The organism is Cellvibrio sp. pealriver (genome assembly GCF_001183545.1).
Lineage (GTDB): Bacteria > Pseudomonadota > Gammaproteobacteria > Pseudomonadales > Cellvibrionaceae > Cellvibrio.
Genome location: NZ_KQ236688.1, coordinates 3,039,505 through 3,061,546, shown reverse-complemented (window position 1 = coordinate 3,061,546; position 22,042 = coordinate 3,039,505). Strand labels below are relative to the sequence as shown.

The following is a 22,042-nucleotide window of genomic DNA, read 5'->3' as shown; positions in this document are numbered from 1 at the left end:
GCATTGCTGCCGTCAACAATAGCGAATAGTGGGTAATCCAATAACTCTAATAGCCGAATATATTCGGGGGACACATGGTACAAAAATCCTTACTCACCAAATTGATGTTGGTGTTGGCGGTTGCGATGGTGGTTATTGCCGTCATAGTCGCCCTGGTCAATGACAAAATTGCTTCCGATAACCTGGAAGAAAAACTGGAAGCCGAAACCTCGGCGATGATCTCGCTGACCAACAGCTCGATTCTGGAGGCGGTGTTTGCCTACGACTTCCAGCAGATTGAAGCGATCGCCAAATCCCTGGTGAATACCTCTCTGGTGACCTCGGTCAATGTGGTCGATCACCGTGGGCAATCTTTGGCCAAAGCCGACGATGGCGACCAGAGTGAAAACCAACTCTCCCGCGATGCAATCCCGATTGTGTACAACGGCAGCACGATTGGAAGTTACAGCATCCGTTTTTCCACTCAGGAATTAAATGAAACCTTGTCCCATCAGCGACAAACCACAATTTTTACCGTATTGGCACTGCTGGCAGCCAGCTTGATTACAGTCTATGTATTGATCCGCAGTCTGGTGTTGGCACCGGTAGATGAAGTGACCCGTTCACTGGCGACGATTGCGGATGGCGGCGGCGATCTGACCCGTCGTCTACCGACCGACAGCCAAAATGAAATCGCCGCGCTCGCGCACAATTTTAACCGCGTAATGGAGCATATCGCTGACATTATTCGCAACGTAGTGCAAGTGAATGACAAGGTGCGCACCAACGTTAACAAAATGAGTAATGCCACCGAAAGTACGGTGAATTCTACCTCGCAACAATTGCGCGAAATTGAATTGGTGGCGACGGCAGTAGAAGAGTTATCGGCCTCCGCAACCGAAATTGCGCGTCACGCTGGCGATACGGCTGAGCGTACTAATGCCACCAGTATCCTCGCGGAAGAAGGTAATGAGATCGTTAATCTTTCATTGGAAAACGTTAATCGCCTGACTAACCAAATTGAATCAACCGCGCAAAAAATTCAGGTACTAAAAAATAATTCGGTAAATATTGGTTCGGTAATGGAAGTGATCCGCACGATTGCCGAGCAAACCAACTTGCTCGCCCTTAACGCTGCGATTGAAGCAGCGCGCGCGGGGGAGCAAGGGCGTGGCTTTGCGGTGGTTGCGGATGAAGTGCGTTCGCTTGCACAAAAAACCCGTTCATCAACTGAAGAAATTGAATCGATCATTGTGCAACTACAGCGCGCTGCCGATGAGGCGCATCAAGCAATGAATACCAGTACAGCTTCTGCGCGCGAAACTATTGATACCGCATCCAGAGTCGGTGGGGCGCTGGATAAAATCCGCGCGAATATTGGCATCATTAACGATATGAACCATCAAATTGCTACAGCATCGCATCAGCAAAGCTCGGTCGCAAATGAGGTCAGTAAAAACATTACCGCTATTCATGGGTTGTCAGAAAACGTGGTGGAAAATGCCCAGGTGGTCAATCACAGCGGTAGTCAGTTGATCAATGAAACCAGTGAGTTGAAAAAACAAATTGATAGTTTCAAAGTGTAACGATTACATTTATCGCAATAAAAAAACGGCGCAATCTGCGCCGTTTTTTTTTGCCTTGTTTTGCAGTCTTTTTATGCTTTGAGCATCAGTGTTACTCATCCTTATTTTTAAACGGTAGCATGGCTCGCGCGTCTTCTGCATAGTGTTTGATGGCGTTTGCTTCCTGCCCAATGAAATGGGCAATTGCCCCTGCAAAATCCTGTCTGTTAATCCAGTGGTTGGAGTAGGTGAGCGTTGGCTCAAAACCACGTGCAATTTTATGTTCTCCCTGTGCGCCACCGTCGAACCGCTCTATGTTATGTGCAATGGCAAACTCAATGCCTTGGTAATAACAGGTTTCAAAATGCAGGAATTGGAATTCTTCCATGCAGCCCCAGTAACGGCCATAAATAGTGCGCTCATCGCGTATAAACAGTGCGGCTGCAATAGTGTTATCAGCGCGTTCATGTGTGCTGTTATGGGCGCAGATCAACACCAGGTTGTCGTGCATGGTTGCGCCGAGAGAGTGAAAAAATTGCGCCGATAAATAGCCAGCATGTCCGCTGCGCTTAAGGTAGGTGTTGCGATAGAGTTGATAAAATAAATCCCAATCCTCGGGCGTTAGTTGTGTTCCGGTTTTGGATGAAAAATAAAATCCCTGCTCTTTTACCTGCTTGCGTTCTTTAAGAATATTTTTTCGTTTACGCGAATTCATTCGTGCCAGAAAATCATCGAAGCTTTTATAGTGATGATTGAACCAGTGAAATTGGCAGCCAATCCGTTGCGGTATATGCCGTTGTTTAAATTGTTCACTTAGGTTGTCATCAGGGAATAAACAATGCCAGCCCGATAGATTGTGCTCGATGCAATAGGTTGAAAGTGTTTGCACTACCCGGTCAATCAGTTCGCCGCTTTGCATCCCCGGTGCGCACAATAAACGGGGGCCGGTGCAGGGCGTAAAAGGAATTGCATTGATCCATTTCGGATAATAAGGGAGGTTGTGTCGGCGATAGGCATCAGCCCACGCCCAATCAAATACATACTCACCATAAGAATGTGTTTTGATGTAGCCGGGCATTGCAGCAATAAGTTGCGCCCCCGAAAATATCAGCAAGTGCTGCGGCTGCCAGCCTGTTTCTGCAGTGGTGGAATCGCTGAGCTCAAGTGCTGCGATAAATTCATGACGTATAAATGGGTAGCCGTCGGGGCATAGTGCATTCCACTGAGCAGGAGAAATTTGCTGTATTGAGTTGATAAATTGGATATGCACTATTGCACCCTGCCGAAATTAGCCATCGCCATTCGATCACGTTGGATCTTAAGAGAGTCTTGTGTAAAAGGTAAAGTTACGCAACTCTGATCCTATCGTGCTGGTTATTTTTATTCAGACTACAGTAGAATCCTGCCAACCCGACAATTTTTTGGTTGATCAATGTCATCGTCTCCTGCTGATCCGAAACTCACTGCCCAGCGTCATTCGAGCCCTAGTTTGTCCTCCTTGCTAATGGATATTGCAGCAAATTTTCAGGCTGAGCGCGTGCGTGTGCGTGATATTACGGAATCGCTCGGGCAGCGGTCATTTGGTTTCATCCTGTTAATTTTTGCGCTGCCTAATTCGTTACCTATTCTGGGTATTCCTGGTGTATCGACTGTCACGGGGCTGCCGATGTTGTTTGTTGCAGTGCAGATGGCATTGGGGCATAAGCGCGTATATCTACCGGGTTGGATTGCCAACCGTTCCGTCGCAACGGTCGATTTTCAAGCGTTGATCAATAAAGTAGCTCCCTGGCTGCAGCGAATAGAAAAACTGATGCGCCCACGTATCCTCTTCCTTACAAAAAACAATGCAGAGCGTCTATTGGGTGCGTTTTGTGTTTCTCTCGCATTTTTGCTGGTGCTTCCAATTCCTCTGGGAAATTTATTGCCCGCTCTGGGAATTCTTTTTATTGCGTTAGGCTTGATTGAGCGCGATGGTGTTTGCGTACTTACCGGTATAGGTATTGGTATTGCTGCCTGGATATTTTTAAGTGGATTAATATGGGTCGCTGTACAAACCGTATTAGCCATGCTTGATCGGCTTGTATAGGAATTGCATTTCTACAATCAATAAAAATGTGGTAATGAATTCTATCGAGAACTGGCTCACCCTTCTTCTGATAACCTCCACCAATAATAAAAAAACAAACAACATTCTGAATTGATATTCAGGATTTGTTCATCCTTACAAACTAGTATCGGCCCTGAAAGACTTTAATGGGAGATAAATTCAATGAACAATTCAATGAACAGTACAATTAAAAAGCTGACTTATTTATCCGCAGTGGTTGGTGTGTGCGCAAGTATTGGTGTGCAGGCCGCTCCAGGAATCAGCTACAACTACGCCGGGTTACAGTTTGTTGAGCAAGATATAGACGATTATCATTGTGACCAGGATGGCCTGCGCTTGAATGGCAGTATGGAATTAAATAGCGATTTTTTTGCTGTGGGTTCTTATAGCGATGTTAGTGGCCGTGGTTGTGGCTCAGAAACAATCAGTGCAGGTATTGGCTATCGCACAGTGTTTGGTGCGGACTCCAGTCTTTATGGTACGGTAAGCGCAGAGCATATGTCGCCCGATGGTGGTAACAGTGATTCAGGTTTGATTGCTGCTGTTGGTTTGCGTGGTTTTATCAATAACAATTTGGAAGCAAAAGTAGAATTAGCTCACCATACTGTGTATGACGGTAATACCGTTTTGGGTGGCGGTGTTGCCTACTGGTTTGCTCCGCAATTTGCAGTAACTGGTGATGTCGGATTTGGCTCTGAGGCTTCTGAATTTGGTGTTGGTCTTCGCATGAACTTCTAATGCTGCTGCATGATTTTTTAATGTGAATTTGCAAAACAAAAAGCCGGCATTTTTGCCGGCTTTTTGTTTTTGAGTTAATCAATATTTTATGTTGGTGAGTATTTATTGCGAGCGATAACGACTTTTTACTGTTGGCTTGCCGCTTCCAATTCTTCACTCACCAGTAGCCAACTTTCTTCGGACTCTTCCAGTTGGGCTTGCAGTTTGGCTTGCTCTTGTAAAAGTGGTTGCAAGGTGTTTTTGTTTTTTTCATCGTAAATAGCAGGATCACCTAGCTGATTTTCTATTTCACCCAGGCGGGCTTGCAATTTTTCCATCTGAGTTTCAAGTGATTTTAATTTATTGGTCAGTGGTTTTAATTGCGCGCGCGCTGCGGCTGACTGTTGTCGCTGGGCTTTTTTATCAACTTTAACATCACTGTCAGTGGCAACGGGAGTCTCTTTTTCTGCCGCAACTGTTTTGGCTTTTTGTTGTTGCATCCATTGGTAATAGTCTTCCAAATCGCCATCAAACTCTTCTACTTTACCATCGGCTACCAATAAAAATTCATTGACGGTGTTACGTAATAAATGGCGGTCATGCGATACCACAATCACTGCGCCTTCAAATTCCTGTAGCGCCATGGTCAATGCGTGGCGCATTTCCAAATCCAAATGGTTAGTGGGTTCATCGAGCAGCAACACATTCGGCTTTTCCCACGCAATAATGGCCAATGCCAGACGTGCTTTCTCTCCGCCGGAAAAGTGTGTAATCGGCTCAAACGCGCGGTCGCCATGAAAATCAAAACTGCCAAGAAAATCGCGTATCTCTTGTTCGCGCGCTTGCGGTGACAAGCGTTGGATATGCAGTGCCGCGGAAGCATTGATGTCCAGTGCTTCCAGTTGATGCTGGGCAAAATAACCGAGCTTGAAATGTTCGCCATTGGTGCGATCGCCGGCGATTAACGGTAGGGACCCCGCGAGTGTTTTTACCAGGCTGGATTTACCTGCACCGTTGGGGCCGAGTAAGCCCACGCGAGTTTCTGCGCGGATTGCTAGCTCTACGTTATTGAGAATAATTTTGTGATCGGAGCCGCTGCCATAACCGATGCTCGCACGTGTGATATGCACCAGCGGCACCGACATTTTGTCATGGCATTTAAATGTGAACGTAAACGGTGAATCGATATGGGCGGGCGCAATTTTTTCCATACGCTCCAATTCTTTAATGCGGCTTTGTGCCTGGCGTGCTTTGGTGGCTTGCGCGCGGAAGCGACGAATATAACTTTCAACGTGAGCAATGCGCGCTTGTTGCTTTTCATAGCTCACTTGTTGCTGCGCTAATTTTTCGGCGCGCTGGCGCTCATACGCAGAATAGTTACCGCTGTAAAGATCCAGCTTCTGGCGCTCGATACACACAATCCGGTCAACAATATTGTCGAGAAAATCGCGGTCGTGCGAAATAATAATCAACGTACCTGCGTAACGTTTTAACCACTCTTCCAGCCACAGGGTTGCATCCAGATCCAGGTGGTTGGTTGGCTCATCAAGCAGTAATAAATCCGATGGGCACATTAGTGCTTGGGCAAGGTTTAAGCGAATCCGCCAGCCGCCCGAAAAATCAGAAACAGGTCGCTCTGCATCGCCCGGAGCAAACCCCAAACCGTTTAATAATTGCTGCGCGCGCGACGGAGCTGTGTAAGCATGGATGTTTTCCATATCGCTATACAAGTGCGCGAGCTTTTCACCGTTGTGTTCAATATCGAGATTGGCTTGTGCAATTTCTTGCTCCAAGCGACGCAATTCGCTATCGCCATCCAGCACATAATCCAATGCGCTGCGGTTGGTGTGACCAACTTCCTGCGCCATATGGGCGATACGCCATTGTCTGGGAATATCCAGCGAGCCGGTATCGCTTTGCAGGCTTCCCAATAACAGTTGAAACAAGGTGGATTTCCCTGTGCCATTAGCGCCGATCAAACCGACTTTTTGGCCCGGGTAAATAGTGAGGTCGGCGGAATCCAATAAAAATTTGGTGCCGCGTTGTACGGAGATGTTTTGTAATTGAATCATGGCGCGCATTCTAGCAGACTTGCTCCAAATTCCTGCTAGTGGATTCTTTATGCAAGCACCTGTACCAGCGCCTGATTCACTGTGGGATTTTTCGCTCGCACTCTATGCACAGCCCGGTGTGGCTGACTGCTGTCTGCGCTTGCAAGATGAGCAGGGTGTTAATGTGAATATGTTGCTCTGGTGTTGCTGGCTGGGCGTGCAAGGTTATGTACTTGATCAACCGCGCTTGGCGGATGCACAGGTGCGTATCCGCACATGGAATGCTAACTATATTGAGCCACTACGGAACTTGCGGCGGCAAATGAAGGCGGAATTTGGTGTGGGTGATGAAGGCATTGAAAGCGTTCGTGCCCACATCAAGCAGGCTGAACTGCAAGCTGAGCGACAACTCCTGTATTGGCTTGAGCTTCAGGTGCAAACTTGGGGAAGCGCCCCTCGGTCTGATCCGGCAACAGCACCTGAAAAGAATCTCCACTTTTATCTGCATACATCAGGTGTTGCTGATTCCGCTATTGCACAGGCGCTAACGGTTATTGGTGCGGCATGTGTCTGTCGCACATCAGTGTCGCAAGAGCGCGGCTAATTGATCTACTGCCTGACTCCATTCGGCATCCTCTTTCAAGCTTTGGTGGATCAGCTGGCGTTGGGCGGGTGTCCAAAAATCCGCTTTTTCCAGCGCAATACCCTCAGGTAAATGATGGTGTTTGATGAATCGTGCTATAGCGAGGTTGCTGGACTCTAACCCCAATTGTGAAAACAATTGATGCATATCCACGCTGCTGTTGGTTGTGAGCATAGTTGTTACCTCCATATTCATAATGATTAAGTATGGGAGGTGATGTGCTATTGCAAGTGAATTTATTGTTATAAAAAACGATTGTGATAAAAAAGGGCGTAAAAACGCCCTTTGTTTTTGTGCGAGTAATAGAGTTTATTAACTCAAGGCACCCTGGTCATCATCAAATGGCAATGATGCAGTTGCAGGTGTCACTGGCGCTTGTGTTTCTGTCGGGGCAGGAGTTGCAACCGGTGATTCAATAACAGGTGCTTCAACAACCGGTGTTGGCTCTGCGGTGACAGGTGCGTCAGCGGCTGTAGCAAGTGTTGCATCAGCTACTGGCGCAGTGACGGGTTTGTCAGTGGTTTTTTTGGCCGCTACTTTTTTAGGAGTAGCTTTTTTGGCGATTTTTTTCGGCGCTGCTTTTGCTTCTGCTGCTTTTTCAACTGCTGTAGCAGCAGGTGTGCTGGGTGCTGCTTTTATTGTTTTGGCAGGTTTTGCTGCTGCTGGTTTATCTTTGCTGCTGGTTTTTTCTTTTTTGGCTGCGGTCTTTTTAGCGGCTGCTTTTTTATCGGTAGCCGGTTTTGTATCAACAGCAGTTTCTTTGGCTGAATCTTTTTTTGCTGCTGTTTTCTTTGCAGATTTCACTTTTTTTGCCGAGCCGCTTTTTGTGCCGCTTTCTTTCAGTTGTTCAGCGACTGCTTTGGCGACGGCTTTGGCAGTTGCTTGTGCGGTGGTGAGTTTATCCAATGCGGCTTGTGCATCGCCCAAGGTTTTGTTGTGTGCAGCCAGTTCTTTTTTTGCTTGTGCGATACGGGCTTTTGCAGCAGCGGTCGATGCACCTTTCGCACTGGCAGCGGCCACTTTTTTCTTGGCTGTTGCCAGATTTTTTTGTGCTGCGGCGACTGCTTTGGTTGCGGCAGTCAATTCCTGTGCGCGGGCTTTATCAAGTGCAGCACTGAGTTTGGCAATCTGTTGTTCCAACTCAGCAATTGAGATTTTTGGGTTTTTTGCGGCGGCCATAAAAATACCTATCGTAGATGTGTTGGAAAAATATGCGTTGGAAAGTCACAGTTATCGGCTTGGATGCCTTGATGTAAGGTGAGCGAATTGTAGCTTTGCCTTGTTAAAAAGGGTATGCCCTCCGGGTACCTAAGAACTGATATTGATTGCGAACCTGTTTTGAACTTCGCACGCCTTTGCCAGTCACAAGAGCTCACAATCCTGATCGCAATGCGACTGCCAATGTGGCTGATTGGAGGCAATGCGCGATAGCACACAGTTTATGCGGGTGTTTGCCTTGCCGGGGCGCTAAAAACGCGCACATTTTGCTGAAGTTGGTATACCATTGCCGCCTGCTCTGGCATCGCAGTAAGGTGTCGGCTAGGAACCAGGCGAGCAGTTGGCTTGCTTCACAGACCATGATTACAAATTAATGATTACTAATAAGGTGCATTATGTTTAACAAACGTTTATTGGTTGTTGGCCTGATGGCTGCGACCGCTGGCCTGATCGGCTGCAACAAAGAAGAAGCCAAGCCAGTTGATGACAGTGCAAAACTGACTAGCCTTGAGCAAAAAGCCAACTACATCATTGGCCAAAACCTGGGTAAGAACCTGCAAAACGGTGGTTTGGCAATTGAGCCAGAAGCACTGGCGCTGGCATTGACTGATGTGCGTGACGGTAAAGAGTCGCGTATCAGTGAAGAAGATATGCAAAAAATCATGCAAGAAGTTCAGCAAAAAGCCATGGCAAAACAAGAAGAAGAACAAAAGAAGCTGAGCGAAGCCAACATTGCTGAAGGCAAAAAATTCCTTGAAGAAAATAAAGCCAAAGAAGGCGTAACCACCACTGAAAGTGGTTTGCAATACCGTGTAATTACTGAAGGCAAAGGTGCCAAGCCAAAAGCGACTGACACTGTAACCGTGCACTACACCGGTAAGCTGATCAACGGTACCGAGTTTGATAGTTCTGTGAAAAACGGCCAGCCTGCTACTTTCCCATTGGATGGCGTAATTCCAGGTTGGACTGAAGCCTTGCAATTGATGCCGCAAGGCTCCAAGTGGGAAATTGTGATCCCATCAGAGTTGGCGTACGGTGCTGGTGGCCAAGGCCCAATCCCGCCATCATCAACCTTGATTTTCGAAGTTGAGTTGCTGGAAGTTAAAGCGCCAGAAGCAGCACCAGAAGCCAAGTAATCTCTGCTTTCTGAGGCATAAAAAAACCCGCTCAAGAGCGGGTTTTTTTATGCGCGGTATTTGGTGGTCGGTAATATTTAGCTCACCAGATCTTTGTGCGATGTATGAAGTACGGCAACCAAACGGTCTTCAGTGCTAAAGCGCACTTCCAGTACTTCGCCGAGTTTGGACAGGTCATCAGTCAGCGATGCCAAGTCATCGGTTTCAAGGTATTTGTCATTAAAGTCGAGCAGCTTTTCGGTTGTGCTATCGACAATGTCGTACAGTTTGCTGGCTTCTTTTAATGCATCGGCATCGTCAAACTCGCGCCCTTCTTTGATCAACTGATCGTAGACTTCAAAGTGACCGGCAGAAACATAGTCCACCAGAATTTGACAAAAGCTGCGCAGTTTCTCTCCGCGCTGCAAATCGCTCAGGTCTTGATCCAGACCGCTGAGTGCACAGTACTGCACCAGCATTGCCTGACGCTCTTCCAACCAGCGGTCAATAATGTCGTTCACACCACCCCAGCGTTCTTTGGCACTTTTGCAATTTTCTAACATCAGTTAATCCTATCGTTGTTCAAGCGCAGCCTGTTTTTATATCGGGTATCCGGCGCATGGCTATGGATACCAGATAACAGCAAGCAGGCTGCTGTTGTTTTGAGTTTGCCACAATAGGCCATCTGATTCGCAAGGGCAAGCCGCTTAGGCGGCTTTGTGATCCTTGCGTATGAGTTGGTATAGATTCACGACAGCCAGCCCGATAAAGGCGATCAATGTCCATGCGGCAAGACTGACACCCAGGATTTTATCGACGTGGGCGCAGTTGCCATCACCTTGCAGCAACAATTTCATCGCTTCCATAAAAGGGAAAACTTCAAACATATAGGAAAGTCCGGGGCCGCATGCGGGCACCTGATCGGCGGGCAAGCTTTGTAACCAGAGTTGGCGGCCGGCAAAGCAAGCGCCGAGAATGGGGCTGATAATGCCGAGCACAGCATAAACGCGGCGACCGGTAAGTGCAGGGTTATGGATTGCGGCAATCAGGGCAATGATACCGGTTAATACGACAAAACCGCGCTGGGTAATACAGAGTGAGCAGGGAACCATTTTCATGACGTGCTCCATGTAAGCGGCGGCGAGCATCATGGCGGTACAAGTGAGGAAGATGATCAGGTTGGTTGTGCGAATGCCGGGGATCATAGGAAATCCTTAATCGATTCTATTTTGTATGGGGTCAGTTTGTATCGCGCTTGTTTTATGGGTGTGCGGCGCTAATGGTAAGCAATAAGCTCGCGCCAGAGCCAGCCTTTCGTGTTCCTTCTGTTGCGAAAAAGCCTGCTTGGCGGATGGATGAAATAGTCTATGCTTGGGGCTGAGATATTATTGCGTCTGTTGGAGCGTAAAAAACAGGACAAGTTCAAATGAGTGGAGCGGTTATGAAGGTTGTGTTGAAGAGATTGGTGGTGTGGATGGCGGGCATGCTTGCGTTGCCGGTATTGGCATCTGGCGGCGGCCCTAAAGTGGCGGAAGGTGTTAACTACATTCCACTGACACCCGCATTGGTAGTGAATTACGGTGGCCCCGGTAGCAAGCCGCGCTATATCAAGGCGGAATTGTCGCTGCGCGCGGAAAATGCTGAAAATGCCGTAGAGGTGATGCATCACTTGCCACTGATTCGCGATCGCATGATCAGTATCCTCAGCTCCCAGACCGAGGAGAGTATCAGTACGCCGGAAGGTAAAGAGTATGTGCGCCTTTATGCGTTATCGGAAATCAACAAAGCGCTGTTGCAAGTGCAAGGGCACAGTGTGGATGGTCATGACACAGGGCACAGCAAAACCAATGGCAGTGCGAAGGCCTCTGCCGTTAGTGATGCTGCTGAGGTGAAAGACGCCAAGCCAGCAGTGCCATCGCTTGCTGATCTTAAGCCGGTGAAAGGCCCAGCGTCGGATTTATTTTTTAATAATTTCGTTGTGCAGAAGTAATACCAAAATAGCGCAAACCGGATGTGAAACGGGTAGCGCTATTTTTCAATAATCAAGTTCCGCAACTGCAGCCGCGATACTGGGCGTAATAATTTTCCAGATACTGGTCAAAGCTGAGTTGTTGGCTTGCCTCCAAATCCTTTTGTGACTGCAGTGATGTTTCGCTCATCTGTGTAAACGCTGCAAAAAACTCACCTATCAGCGGCCGCTCGGCAAAATAGGCGCGATGTTGTTCTGCTTGTGTTGATACATGAGCATAAAAGCTCTGTTGCGATTGCTGCATATCGCGCAACACTTGCGCAGACGGTGTTAGTTCTGCGTTATCAATTTTTGCAAATTGCGCAGCAACAGCCTGTTGGTAGTAATTGCCGCCTTTAGCTTGATCCAATAGTGCAGCACACGCACTGCAACCGCGCAAAATTTCGTTTGCCCATTGCGGCATGGGAATGTCTTTATCACCGCGTTGTAATTGCAATTGGGGATCGCGGCCATTATTGACGATGCGCTTCTGGTTTTCTTGCCCCTGATAAAACTCCCGCTCATCTGTTTCCGGGCTATCGCTCAATAAACAGTACAGCAAAAACGCATCCATCAGCTGCATTTGCTCTGCTGTAATACCCAGCGGCGCGTAGGGGTTTAAATCCACGCAGCGCACTTCCACATATTCAACCCCGCGCAAACGCAATGCTTGTAACGCAGTTTCGCCGCGTCCGGTGGTACGTTTTGGACGTATGCTGGAATAAAATTCATTTTCGATTTGCAGCAAACTGTTGTTGAGTTGCTGATAATTTCCTGCGTTATCTTTTACGCCGATTTGCTCGTAAGCCGGATGGCTTTGGGTGATGGCACCGCACAGGGTTTTTAAATAATCGCCAAGGTTGTTGTAGTTCACTACCAGGGATTTTTGCGCATCGCTCTGATAACCCAGATCGCCCATGCGCAACGATGTTGCAAACGGCAAATACATGGTGTGCTCGGCGGCGGGGAAAAGTTGCAATTTGTGCGTGCGATTTTTTACAAAACAGGAACTGACAGCAGGTGATGCGCCAAATAAATAAATCAACAACCAAAAATTGCGGCGGAAATTGCGGATCAAACCAAAATAACGTTCGGTTTTGAAATCTTGCAGCGATTGTTGGTTATTGCATTGCGTTTGCAGTACGCGCCAAAAATCATCGGGCATGCTGAAATTGTAATGGATGCCGGCGATGGTTTGCATGGCGCGGCCATAGCGATGCCCGAGCCCAATGCGATACACCGTTTTCATTTTTCCACTGTTGGATGATCCATAGCGCGCGACGGGAATTTCGTCATCACCCCCGAGTATGCACGGCATACTTGCTGGCCATAGGCGTTCATTGTTGGCCGCGAGTTGCTGGTAGGTAAAACGATGGATATCGTCAAGCTGCGCTAACAGGGGCGCGACATCATCGAACGGATCGGTAATAAATTCGAGTAATGCTTCGCTGTAGTCAGTGGTGATATGCGGGTGCGTCAGTGCCGATCCCAGCGAGTGCGGGTGATCTGTCTGCGCCAGGGTGCCAGCCGGTGTAACACGCAGGCTTTCTTTTTCCAGTCCGCGCAAAATACCACGCAAGCTGGCGTTCGCCGTTGGCTCGGTAAAGGTTTCAAGTAATGAAGTATGTAAACCTTGAGGTAATGACAATTCAGGTTCCTTGGCGGCAAGCGCAGTCAGGAGGTTTGGATGCTGTATCCAAACCCTCCACGGGAATGGGAAGCAGATTCACTCTGGTATTGGGCTATTGGCCACAGTTTAGTGTATGTCGGCTGATTCGGTAGTCAGAGGCGGAGAGGCTTGTGCGGCAGCGTCTTGCTCCAGCGTATCCAGCAGGTCTTTACCTACTTTAGGGAGCGGTTCGGGCATGATGGCGGGGTCGATAACCGGCAGCCCCTTTTCATTCGCTGCGCAACTAACCACTTTGATGCGTTGTTTGTAATCTTTTGAGCTGGCTTCAAACATCTGGTTGATAGCTTCGTCTTTGTGCACTGTCTTGAACAACGCGCCCAAGTCCCGGCCATCGACCCAATTATTTTGTTTGCCCAGAAACAGCAAGTCCTGATTTTGAAGGATAAACAGGTCGCTCATAATCCACCCTTGTTCACAAATACCCAGCGTTCGTAAGAATAACCAAACGCCCATGTGGGGGTGATGTCGGCTGAGTTCAAGTTATTTTTTCCCCGGTACTGGGCCTGTGCTTTTGCGGATAATAAATTCCGTGGGCAGTACGCATTCGCGTTGGCTCAGTGGTTCGCCTTCAATGACTTTCAGCAGCATGTCCATCGCCATCTTGCCCATCTCTTCTGCCGGTTGGGAAATGGTCGTGAGGCTGGGGTCGGAATACTTGGCGTAGGCGATATCGTCAAAGCCGGTGACCGACATATCTTCCGGAATACGGATGCCCTGGTTCTTCAAGGTTTGCATGGCACCGATGGCCATTTCATCGTTCATCGAGAAAATCGCAGTGGGGCGGTTTTTCATGTTGCAGAACTGGAATGCCGCATTCAGGCCTGACCACATGGTGAAGTCACCTTCAGCAATCAGGTCTTTTTCAAAGGGGATGCCGGCTTCGGCAATCGCTTCTTTATAGCCCTCCAAACGGTCGATCGCGTGGGGGTTGTCTTTCAGGCCGGAAATTACCCCGATGCGTTTGTGCCCGAGCGAGATCAGATAATTCACCATGGTTTTGGCAGCAGCGCGGTTGTCGATGCGGATCGCAGGGCCGGTGGTGTATTCGCAACCACAGGCGTTGACGCAAGGGATATCCGGCGGGATGTTGTTCTGGCTTTTTTCGGAGCTTGGGCGCAACTGCACTATGCCGTCAGCCAGGCGCGTTTCCACGCGGCGGATGTAATCCATTTCACGTTCCGGGGTGCCGCGGGTATCGCCCAAAAGTACGGCATAACCTTTCTGTTGCGCGCGGTCTTCAAGGGCGCGGATAAACAGCGAGTAAAAAGGGTTAGCGATGTCGGGTACCAAAACGACAACAGCATAGGCGCGAGCCGAGCGGAAGTTGCGCGCCAACATATTGGGGCGATAGCCCACCTGGGCGATGGCCTTATGAACTTTCTCCAGGCTTTCCGGAGATACCTTTTCGGGGTTGCTTAAAGCGCGGGAAACGGTGGCAACGGATACACCGGCCAAGCGGGCGACATCGCGAATGTTTGACATAGAGGGCAACCTTAGGCTGTCGGCTGGGGTGAAATGGTGCTGGATTTGCACGAAATCTGCTTATTTGCCGGAAAATTTACTACAGCTCATTAAAAGAGACTAGAAAAATAAAATGTAAACGGTTACATTAATTGGGTGTGCGGGCTTATGGTCTTATTTAATATATCATTTTGTGATCGCGCGCCGGTTTACATAATAACGTTGGAATCTGTTCATGAATCTTCCCCTGCTGGATATTGCCATCATATTTGCCTACGTATTGGCGACCTTGGTGGTGGGCTTCTGGATTTCCAGTCGCGCGTCACAAGATATTAAAAGTTACTTCCTTGGCGGCAATAAATTGTCCTGGTGGCAGTTGGGGTTATCCAATGCATCGGGCATGTTCGATATCTCCGGCACCATGTGGTTGGTGTATTTGCTCTTTGTGTATGGCCTCACCAGCGTGTTTATTCCCTGGTTGTGGCCGGTGTTTAACCAGATTTTTCTGATGGTGTTCCTCTCGGTATGGCTGCGCCGCTCTGGCGTGATGACTGGCGCTGAGTGGATTACCTTTCGTTTTGGTGAAGGTAAAGGAGCGCGCTTATCGCATTTGATTGTGGTGGTGTTTGCGCTGGTGAACGTGATTGGGTTTATCGCTTATGGTTTCATCGGCATCGGAAAATTTGCGGCGGTGTTTATGCCGTGGGAGTTATCCAGTAATTCGCACATGAACGATGTGTATTACGGTTTGATTATCACCGCCATCACCACGCTGTATGTCGTTAAAGGCGGCATGTTCAGCGTGGTTTTCACTGAAGTGTTGCAATTTTTTATCATGACTGTTGCATGCGTCGCGGTTGGAATTATTGCGATGCAGCGCGTCTCGCCCGAGATGTTAAATGCGGTGATTCCAGATGGCTGGACCAGCATCCTCTTCAGCTGGGAATTGCATCTGGATTGGTCGGAAAAGCTCGCGGCAGCGCAGGCAAAAATTGATGCCGATGGTTATGAATTGTTTGCCATCTTTTTTATGTTGATGCTGTTCAAAGGCGTGCTGCAAAGCATGGCTGGCCCTCAGCCAACCTACGATATGCAGCGCGTGCTCTCTGCAAAAACGCCGAAAGAGGCCGCCAAAATGAGTGGCTTTGTGACCGTGGTGTTGATGTTCCCCCGCTACATGTTGATCGCCGGATTAACCGTACTTGCGCTCGGATTTTTTATGGGCGATTTAAATGCAATGGGCGAGAATCTGGATTTTGAACAAATCCTGCCGATGGTGTTAGCGGGTGAAATTTTGCCGAGCGGCCTGTTGGGCTTGTTGATTGCCGGTTTGCTCGCCGCATTTATGTCAACCTTTGCCGCCACCGTTAATGCTGCACCGGCCTATGTGGTCAATGATTTATACAAGCGTTACATCAATGCAGATGCCGATCCAAAAACCTATGTGCGCATGAGTTACGTGATCTCGGTGTTATTCGTTATTCTCGGTGTGGCGATTGGTTTTTTTATTCCCACTCTGAATCAGGTAATCCAATGGTTGGTGAGCGCGCTTTACGGTGGCTATACCGCATCCAACGTTCTTAAATGGTATTGGTGGCGTTTCAATGGCTACGGCTATTTCTGGGGAATGGTGACTGGCTTTGCGATTGCTTTCCCGTTGATATTTACCGATATCTCACCAATCAATGCATTTCCATTTATGTTTGTTGCCTGTATCGCTGCCTGTGTGATTGGCTCGCTGCTCACCGCGCCGGACGATATGGAAGTGTTGAAAAAATTCTATGCCAAAGTGCGCCCTTGGGGCTTCTGGGCACCGGTGCTTGCCGAAGTGCAGAAAGAGTATCCGCATCTGGGCAGCAATAAAAATTTCACCCGCGATGCGCTCAACGTGGTGGTGGGTGTGGTATGGCAAACCTCGTTGGTTGCTGCGCCTATTTTTATGGTGATCAAGCACTGGCCGGAATTTATATCGGCGATGGCAATTGCATTGGTTGCCAGCATTTTCTTGTGGTTTAACTGGTATAAAAAATTAGAAGACTACCCGGCAGATACGCCTGCTGGTGTTTTGCAAAACACAAATGACGAGCATCTGTTAACAAAATCCTGATCGTTAATTTTTTGCACTGTGGATGTCTCTGCAGTGCAAAAAATTTTAACGACCAGTGTAATCGATTACGTTTTATGCCCGCTGGTTATGAAGCACAGTGCAGGGCGATACATTGATAAATTCATTGGAGTATTTGACACATGAGTAGCTTTAAAGAAAAAGCCAAGGCACTGTTGCAGCAGCACGAGGCGTTGGTAACAAAAAAAAATACAGTAAAAGCAAATGGCAATGGCATTTACGACTGCTATGAAAATCCCATTCTTACCGCTGCCCATGCGCCCATTTTTTGGCGCTACGATCTGAATGAAAAAACTAATCCCTTTCTGATGGAGCGCCAAGGCGTAAATGCCGCGTTCAATTCCGGTGCGCTCTATTGGAATGGAAAATATATTTTGGCTGTGCGCGTAGAAGGCGTTGACCGCAAATCTTTTTTTGCGATTGCTGAGAGTCCGAACGGTATCGACAATTTCCGTTTTTGGGATTACCCCATCACCCTGCCAGAAACCGAGCGCCCGGACACCAATGTGTATGACATGCGTTTGACCGCGCACGAAGATGGTTACATCTATGGTTTATTTTGCACCGAGCGCAAAGATCTCAATCATCCGAATGATACTTCTGCTGCAGAGGCGCAATGCGGAATCGCGCGCACTAAAGATTTAATTACCTGGGAGCGTTTGCCGGATTTGGTGACTTACTCGGGCCAGCAGCGCAATGTGGTGTTGCATCCGGAATTTATTGATGGCAAATACGGTTTGTTCACGCGTCCGCAAGATGGTTTTATCAGTGTGGGTGCCGGTGGCGGTATCGGTTGGGGTCTGGTTGATGATATGACCAAAGCTGAAGTGAAATCCGAAGTGATTGTGGATGGCAAGGTTTATCACACCATCAAAGAAGTAAAAAACGGCCAGGGCCCCGCACCGATTAAAACCGCAGAGGGTTGGTTGAATCTCGCGCACGGTGTGCGCAACACGGCGGCTGGTTTGCGTTACGTGCTTTATATGTTCATGACCGAGTTGGAGCGCCCATGGGTTGTTACTCATCGCCCTGCCGGGCATTTTATTGCGCCGCACGGTGATGAGCGTGTAGGCGATGTGTCCAACGTGGCGTTCTCTAATGGTTGGATCGTGAATGAAAAAAATGAAGTATTTATTTATTACGCGTCATCTGACACGCGCATGCATGTTGCGACATCAACGGTTGAAAAACTGATTGATTACTGCAAAAACACTCCGGAAGATGGTTTGCGCTCTGCTGCATCTGTCGCGGTGCGCAATGAGTTGATCAGTGCGAATTTGTCCATTCTGAAAGAGTGGGTATAAGCAGATGGGGCATCCTGTTTTACCAGAGCCAATTGTTATTGATGCCGCAGCCCAGGCTGCGGTAATGATGCAGGAATTCCATACAGAATTGATCGCGATCGCAGATTGGTGGGCGACGTATTCGCCAGATCTGGAGCGCGGTGGATTTTATGGCGAAATCGATGCTGGCAATCGTCCGGTAAACGATGCCAGCAAAGGCATTATTTTGAATGCACGCATTTTATGGTTTTTTAGCGAGGTTGCGCAGCAGTTGGATGACTTACGTTATCGCGACTGCGCGCAGCGTGCCTATGACTATCTTGTTACGCATTTTTTTGATGCGGAATTTGGTGGTGTCTATTGGGAATTAGATGCAGCAGGAAACCCCATCAATACCAAAAAACAAATTTATGCACAGGCGTTCACTATTTATGCGCTGGTGGCTTATTTCGAATTAACAAAAGATGAGCAGGTGTTGGTGCGCGCACTGGAATGTTTTGAGTTGGTAGAGCGGTACGGTATTGATCCCATTAATGAGGGTTATCTGGAAGCCTTCACGCGCGAATGGAAACCGATTGATGATTTGCGTTTGAGTGAAAAAGATTTGAATTATCCCAAATCACAAAATACGCATTTACATATCATGGAGGCTTACACCACTTTGCATCAGGCACATCCGGCACCCGGTATACGCGCGGCGCTTGAATATAATATCCGGATGTTTGATCGCTACATGATCGACCGCAGCAGTCATCACCTGCGGATGTTTATGGATTTGCAGTGGAACGATTTTTCCCCGGGTTACACCTACGGCCATGATATTGAAGCCAGTTGGTTAATTGCCAAGGCATTGGAGTCATTAGGTGATGAGCATTGCACCCAGGCATTGACTCCTACTCTGCTCAAAGTGGCGGAGGTTACGTTGAATGAGGCGGTGGGTTGTTATGGGCAAGTGATTGACTCTTATGATCGTGCAACCCAAACCACTAACACCGATACCACCTGGTGGGTGCAAGCAGAAGCGTTGGTTGGTTTTTTGTATGCCTATGCTACCACTGGCGAGCAGCGGTTTTTTACTGCCGCCGTAAATGTGTGGGAATTTATCAAGCAGTATCAGATTGATCACCAAAAAGGTGAATGGTTTTGGTTGTCCAACTTGGATCAACCCGATCAATATTCTTATTATAAAGTAGGCTTCTGGAAGTGCCCTTATCACAACGGGCGCGCAATGATGGAAGCAATCCGTTATTTGCAAACACACAGCTAATTTTTTGTTGGAATTACATAATGAATAATTATTTCCCACTGCTGCTTCGCTTGTTATCCGCGCTCGTTATTTTATTCGGGGTTATCGCCTGCACCGATTCGACAACAACTCCAGCAGTATCAGGCGAGCCTGAAGGTGCCGGGAATGTAAAAAATGTAGCGGATTTTGTTCAGGTAAAAGGCGTGCGTTTTGAAAAAAATGGCAAGCCTTATGTCATCACCGGTGTGAACATGTGGTACGCCGCTTATTTAGGCGCGCCACATGGTGTTGGTGACCGCACGCGTTTGGCGAAGGAGTTGGATACGCTTAAGTCGATTGGTGTAAACAATATCCGGGTGCTGGCGGTATCCGAACAAAGCGATATTAATTCTGCAGTAAAACCCGCAGTCACCAACGGTTTTGGCAATTACGATGAAAATCTTTTGCAGGGCTTGGATTATTTATTAGCAGAACTTGCCAAGCGCGATATGACAGCAGTGCTTTATTTCAATAATTTTTGGCAATGGTCAGGCGGCATGAGCCAATATATGAGCTGGATTACGGGTGAGCCTATGCAAGATCCCAATGTGACCCAGCAGTGGGAATCGTTTATGGCCAACTCGGCCAGTTTTTATCGCAGCGAAAAAGCACAACAGGAATATCGCAACACTTTGAGAAAAATCATTACGCGCGTGAATAGCATTAACGGCAAAGCTTATGTCGATGATGCAACGATTATGTCCTGGCAATTGGCCAATGAACCCCGCCCCGGCAACTCACAAACATCCCAAGAGCACAAAGAAATTTATATTAATTGGATACATGCAACCGCTGCTTATATCAAGAGCCTGGATGCGCATCATTTGGTGAGTAGTGGCAGTGAGGGTGAAATGGGTTCGGTTAATGATCTGGATGTATTTGCGCGCGCACATGCAACGCCGGATATTGATTATCTCACCTATCATATGTGGATTCGCAACTGGGGTTGGTTTGATAAAACCAATCCCGCTGAAACATGGCAGCCAGCATGGGAAAAAGCACAAAATTATATGCGCACGCATATTGATATCGCCAAAAAAATGAACAAACCGTTAGTGTTGGAAGAGTTTGGTTTGGATCGCGATATGGGTGCCTATGCAATAGATGCCACAACAGAATATCGCGACCGCTATTTTCGCGAAGTATTCAGCGTGCTGCTTGAAAGCGCACAAAAAGGCGAGCCCAGTGCGGGCTACAACCTGTGGGCGTGGAATGGCGCTGGCAGGACAACGCGTGAAAATTATTGGTGGCAAGAGGGCGATGATTTTATGGGAGATCCGCCACAAGAAGAGCAGGGAATGTATGGCGTGTTCGATACCGATAAATCTACCATCGCTATCATGAAAGAATTTAACGCGCGCTTTCAGCAATAGTATTGCGTTAATCCAACAGTAAAAAACTGCAATGTGAATTGCAGTTTTTTTTCGCAATCGCTTAATTTATATGATTAGTAATACGCATTGATTGATTCATAAGTTTAATAAAATCTATTCTCCAGAGGTAAATACCTATGTCAGCACATTTAATTTTTCGCTTGGGGTTTATCGCCCTGAGTTTTTTTATGGGTGCACAAGTGTATGCACAAAAATTTGAACAGATAGCTAGAACACCGCAGTTGGGTTGGAACAGTTGGAATACATTTGGTTGTAACGTGAATGAAAAAATGATTCGCGAAATGGCGGATGCGATGGTCAGCAGCGGCATGAAAGATGCGGGTTATGAATACATTAATATCGATGATTGCTGGCACGGCGAGCGCGATAAAAATGGTTTTATCCAAGCCGATAAAAAACATTTTCCGTCCGGTATGAAAGCGCTTGCCGATTATGTTCACGCAAAAGGTTTAAAGCTTGGTATTTATTCGGATGCAGGTAACACCACCTGCGCAGGTCGCCCGGGCAGCCGCGGGCATGAATACCAGGACGCACTTACTTATGCGAGTTGGGGCATCGATTATGTGAAATACGATTGGTGCGATACCAAAGACATTAATCCCGTTTCTGCGTACTCAACCATGCGCGATGCAATTTACAAAGCGGGCCGGCCAATGTTGTTCAGTATTTGTGAGTGGGGCGATAACAAACCATGGGACTGGGCAAAAGATGTTGGCCATTCATGGCGCACCACAGGCGATATTTATCCTTGCTGGAACTGCGAGCACAATCACGGCTCATGGTCTTCATGGGGCGTGTTGCCGATCCTTGATAAGCAAACAGGTTTGCGCAAGTTTGCCGGTCCCGGGCATTGGAATGATATGGATATGATGGAAGTGGGCAATGGTATGACGGCTGATGAAGATCGCGCACACTTTTCGCTGTGGGCGATGATGGCATCGCCACTAATTGCAGGAAATGATTTGCGCAACATGAGCGACGCCACCAAACAATTGCTCACCCATAAGGATACCTTGGCGATTAATCAGGATAAGTTGGGTATCCAAGCCATGAAGTGGATTGATGAAGGCGCTATTGAAATTTTTATCAAGCCATTGGAAAAAGGTGATTACGCGGTGCTGTTTTTAAATCGCGATGACGTCGCGCGCGATTACAGTCTGGATTGGAATTTTCATTACATGAAAGACGATATTAGCAAGCATGAAATTTTCTTTGATAAAAAGCGCTTCAACTGGCGCGATATCTGGACTGGTGAAAAAGGTACTACGGGCAGCCAATACACAACCCGTATTCCTGCCCATGGTGTTGTTGTGCTGCGTTTGAGTCCGCAATAATCGTTTGGTTGTCGCTGCGCCATCACAATAAAAAGTCAGCACGCGTTGGCTTTTTATTGTGGCTTAT

The 22,042-nt window shown here is 47.8% G+C and carries 20 protein-coding genes; 11 read left to right on the top strand and 9 right to left on the bottom strand.

Going from position 1 to position 22,042, the window contains the following annotated elements; translation table 11 throughout:
• Window positions 1-74 precede the first annotated feature (74 nt).
• On the top strand, window positions 75-1,565 hold the full coding sequence (locus VC28_RS13300) for a methyl-accepting chemotaxis protein (RefSeq protein WP_049631056.1): 1,491 nt from the start codon (window positions 75-77) through the stop codon (window positions 1,563-1,565).
• A gap of 91 nt (window positions 1,566-1,656) precedes the next feature.
• On the opposite strand, the gene VC28_RS13295 is transcribed toward VC28_RS13300, so the two are convergent.
• On the bottom strand, window positions 1,657-2,814 hold the full coding sequence (locus VC28_RS13295; protein WP_049631055.1) for a GNAT family N-acetyltransferase: 1,158 nt from the start codon (window positions 2,812-2,814) through the stop codon (window positions 1,657-1,659).
• A gap of 162 nt (window positions 2,815-2,976) precedes the next feature.
• Here VC28_RS13295 and VC28_RS13290 point away from each other — a divergent pair, with 162 nt between their 5' ends.
• Complete coding sequence (locus VC28_RS13290; protein ID WP_082191536.1) at window positions 2,977-3,630, top strand: exopolysaccharide biosynthesis protein; 654 nt, start codon at window positions 2,977-2,979, stop codon at window positions 3,628-3,630.
• A gap of 195 nt (window positions 3,631-3,825) precedes the next feature.
• Window positions 3,826-4,389 carry a hypothetical protein gene (locus VC28_RS13285; RefSeq protein WP_049631054.1) on the top strand — a complete coding sequence of 188 codons (564 nt, stop codon included), beginning with the start codon at window positions 3,826-3,828 and terminating at the stop codon, window positions 4,387-4,389.
• 125 nt (window positions 4,390-4,514) lie between these two features.
• Here the strand turns inward: VC28_RS13285 and VC28_RS13280 are convergent, their stop codons facing one another.
• Window positions 4,515-6,440 carry an ATP-binding cassette domain-containing protein gene (locus VC28_RS13280; protein ID WP_049632397.1) on the bottom strand — a complete coding sequence of 642 codons (1,926 nt, stop codon included), beginning with the start codon at window positions 6,438-6,440 and terminating at the stop codon, window positions 4,515-4,517.
• A 49-nt stretch (window positions 6,441-6,489) separates the two neighbouring features.
• Here VC28_RS13280 and VC28_RS13275 point away from each other — a divergent pair, with 49 nt between their 5' ends.
• Complete coding sequence (locus VC28_RS13275) at window positions 6,490-7,023, top strand: TIGR02444 family protein (protein ID WP_197085528.1); 534 nt, start codon at window positions 6,490-6,492, stop codon at window positions 7,021-7,023.
• On the opposite strand, the gene VC28_RS13270 is transcribed toward VC28_RS13275, so the two are convergent.
• Together VC28_RS13270 and VC28_RS13265 are read right to left on the bottom strand one after the other, a co-directional pair.
• Window positions 7,000-7,236 carry a DUF2789 family protein gene (locus tag VC28_RS13270; RefSeq protein ID WP_082191535.1) on the bottom strand — a complete coding sequence of 79 codons (237 nt, stop codon included), beginning with the start codon at window positions 7,234-7,236 and terminating at the stop codon, window positions 7,000-7,002. The genes VC28_RS13275 and VC28_RS13270 overlap by 24 nt on opposite strands.
• 138 nt (window positions 7,237-7,374) lie before the next feature.
• Window positions 7,375-8,241 (bottom strand): hypothetical protein, encoded by an 867-nt coding sequence (locus VC28_RS13265; protein ID WP_049631052.1) that lies wholly within the window; start codon window positions 8,239-8,241, stop codon window positions 7,375-7,377.
• A gap of 434 nt (window positions 8,242-8,675) precedes the next feature.
• Here VC28_RS13265 and VC28_RS13260 point away from each other — a divergent pair, with 434 nt between their 5' ends.
• The gene (locus tag VC28_RS13260; protein WP_049631051.1) at window positions 8,676-9,416 is read left to right on the top strand and encodes an FKBP-type peptidyl-prolyl cis-trans isomerase; all 741 of its coding nucleotides are present in this window, start codon (window positions 8,676-8,678) and stop codon (window positions 9,414-9,416) included.
• 77 nt (window positions 9,417-9,493) lie between these two features.
• Here VC28_RS13260 and VC28_RS13255 read toward each other — a convergent pair whose 3' ends face one another.
• Together VC28_RS13255 and VC28_RS13250 are read right to left on the bottom strand one after the other, a co-directional pair.
• Complete coding sequence (locus VC28_RS13255) at window positions 9,494-9,958, bottom strand: Rsd/AlgQ family anti-sigma factor (protein WP_049631050.1); 465 nt, start codon at window positions 9,956-9,958, stop codon at window positions 9,494-9,496.
• Between the two features lie 144 nt (window positions 9,959-10,102).
• Complete coding sequence (locus VC28_RS13250) at window positions 10,103-10,600, bottom strand: disulfide bond formation protein B (protein ID WP_049631049.1); 498 nt, start codon at window positions 10,598-10,600, stop codon at window positions 10,103-10,105.
• Between the two features lie 236 nt (window positions 10,601-10,836).
• Here VC28_RS13250 and VC28_RS13245 point away from each other — a divergent pair, with 236 nt between their 5' ends.
• Window positions 10,837-11,385: a flagellar basal body-associated FliL family protein gene (locus tag VC28_RS13245; protein ID WP_231591750.1), complete on the top strand. Its 549-nt coding sequence runs from the start codon at window positions 10,837-10,839 to the stop codon at window positions 11,383-11,385.
• Between the two features lie 52 nt (window positions 11,386-11,437).
• Here VC28_RS13245 and gshA read toward each other — a convergent pair whose 3' ends face one another.
• From gshA to VC28_RS13230, 3 genes are all read right to left on the bottom strand, one after another.
• Window positions 11,438-13,051, bottom strand: a complete 1,614-nt coding sequence (gene gshA, locus VC28_RS13240; protein WP_082191534.1) for a glutamate--cysteine ligase — start codon at window positions 13,049-13,051, stop codon at window positions 11,438-11,440.
• A gap of 108 nt (window positions 13,052-13,159) precedes the next feature.
• Window positions 13,160-13,492: a hypothetical protein gene (locus VC28_RS13235; protein WP_049631047.1), complete on the bottom strand. Its 333-nt coding sequence runs from the start codon at window positions 13,490-13,492 to the stop codon at window positions 13,160-13,162.
• A gap of 81 nt (window positions 13,493-13,573) precedes the next feature.
• Window positions 13,574-14,575 (bottom strand): LacI family DNA-binding transcriptional regulator, encoded by a 1,002-nt coding sequence (locus tag VC28_RS13230; protein ID WP_049631046.1) that lies wholly within the window; start codon window positions 14,573-14,575, stop codon window positions 13,574-13,576.
• A 214-nt stretch (window positions 14,576-14,789) separates the two neighbouring features.
• On the opposite strand from VC28_RS13230, the gene VC28_RS13225 reads away from it, so the two are divergent.
• The 5 genes from VC28_RS13225 (at window position 14,790) to aga27 (ending at window position 21,975) form a co-directional block, all read left to right on the top strand.
• On the top strand, window positions 14,790-16,661 hold the full coding sequence (locus VC28_RS13225) for a sodium:solute symporter family protein (protein ID WP_049631045.1): 1,872 nt from the start codon (window positions 14,790-14,792) through the stop codon (window positions 16,659-16,661).
• A 140-nt stretch (window positions 16,662-16,801) separates the two neighbouring features.
• Complete coding sequence (gene mgp130 / locus VC28_RS13220; protein WP_049631044.1) at window positions 16,802-17,983, top strand: 4-O-beta-d-mannosyl-d-glucose phosphorylase Mgp130; 1,182 nt, start codon at window positions 16,802-16,804, stop codon at window positions 17,981-17,983.
• Between the two features lie 4 nt (window positions 17,984-17,987).
• Window positions 17,988-19,229: an AGE family epimerase/isomerase gene (locus tag VC28_RS13215; RefSeq protein WP_197085527.1), complete on the top strand. Its 1,242-nt coding sequence runs from the start codon at window positions 17,988-17,990 to the stop codon at window positions 19,227-19,229.
• Between the two features lie 20 nt (window positions 19,230-19,249).
• On the top strand, window positions 19,250-20,620 hold the full coding sequence (locus VC28_RS13210; RefSeq protein ID WP_049631043.1) for a glycoside hydrolase 5 family protein: 1,371 nt from the start codon (window positions 19,250-19,252) through the stop codon (window positions 20,618-20,620).
• A gap of 188 nt (window positions 20,621-20,808) precedes the next feature.
• On the top strand, window positions 20,809-21,975 hold the full coding sequence (gene aga27, locus VC28_RS13205; RefSeq protein WP_049632393.1) for an alpha-galactosidase Aga27: 1,167 nt from the start codon (window positions 20,809-20,811) through the stop codon (window positions 21,973-21,975).
• Window positions 21,976-22,042 lie beyond the last annotated feature (67 nt).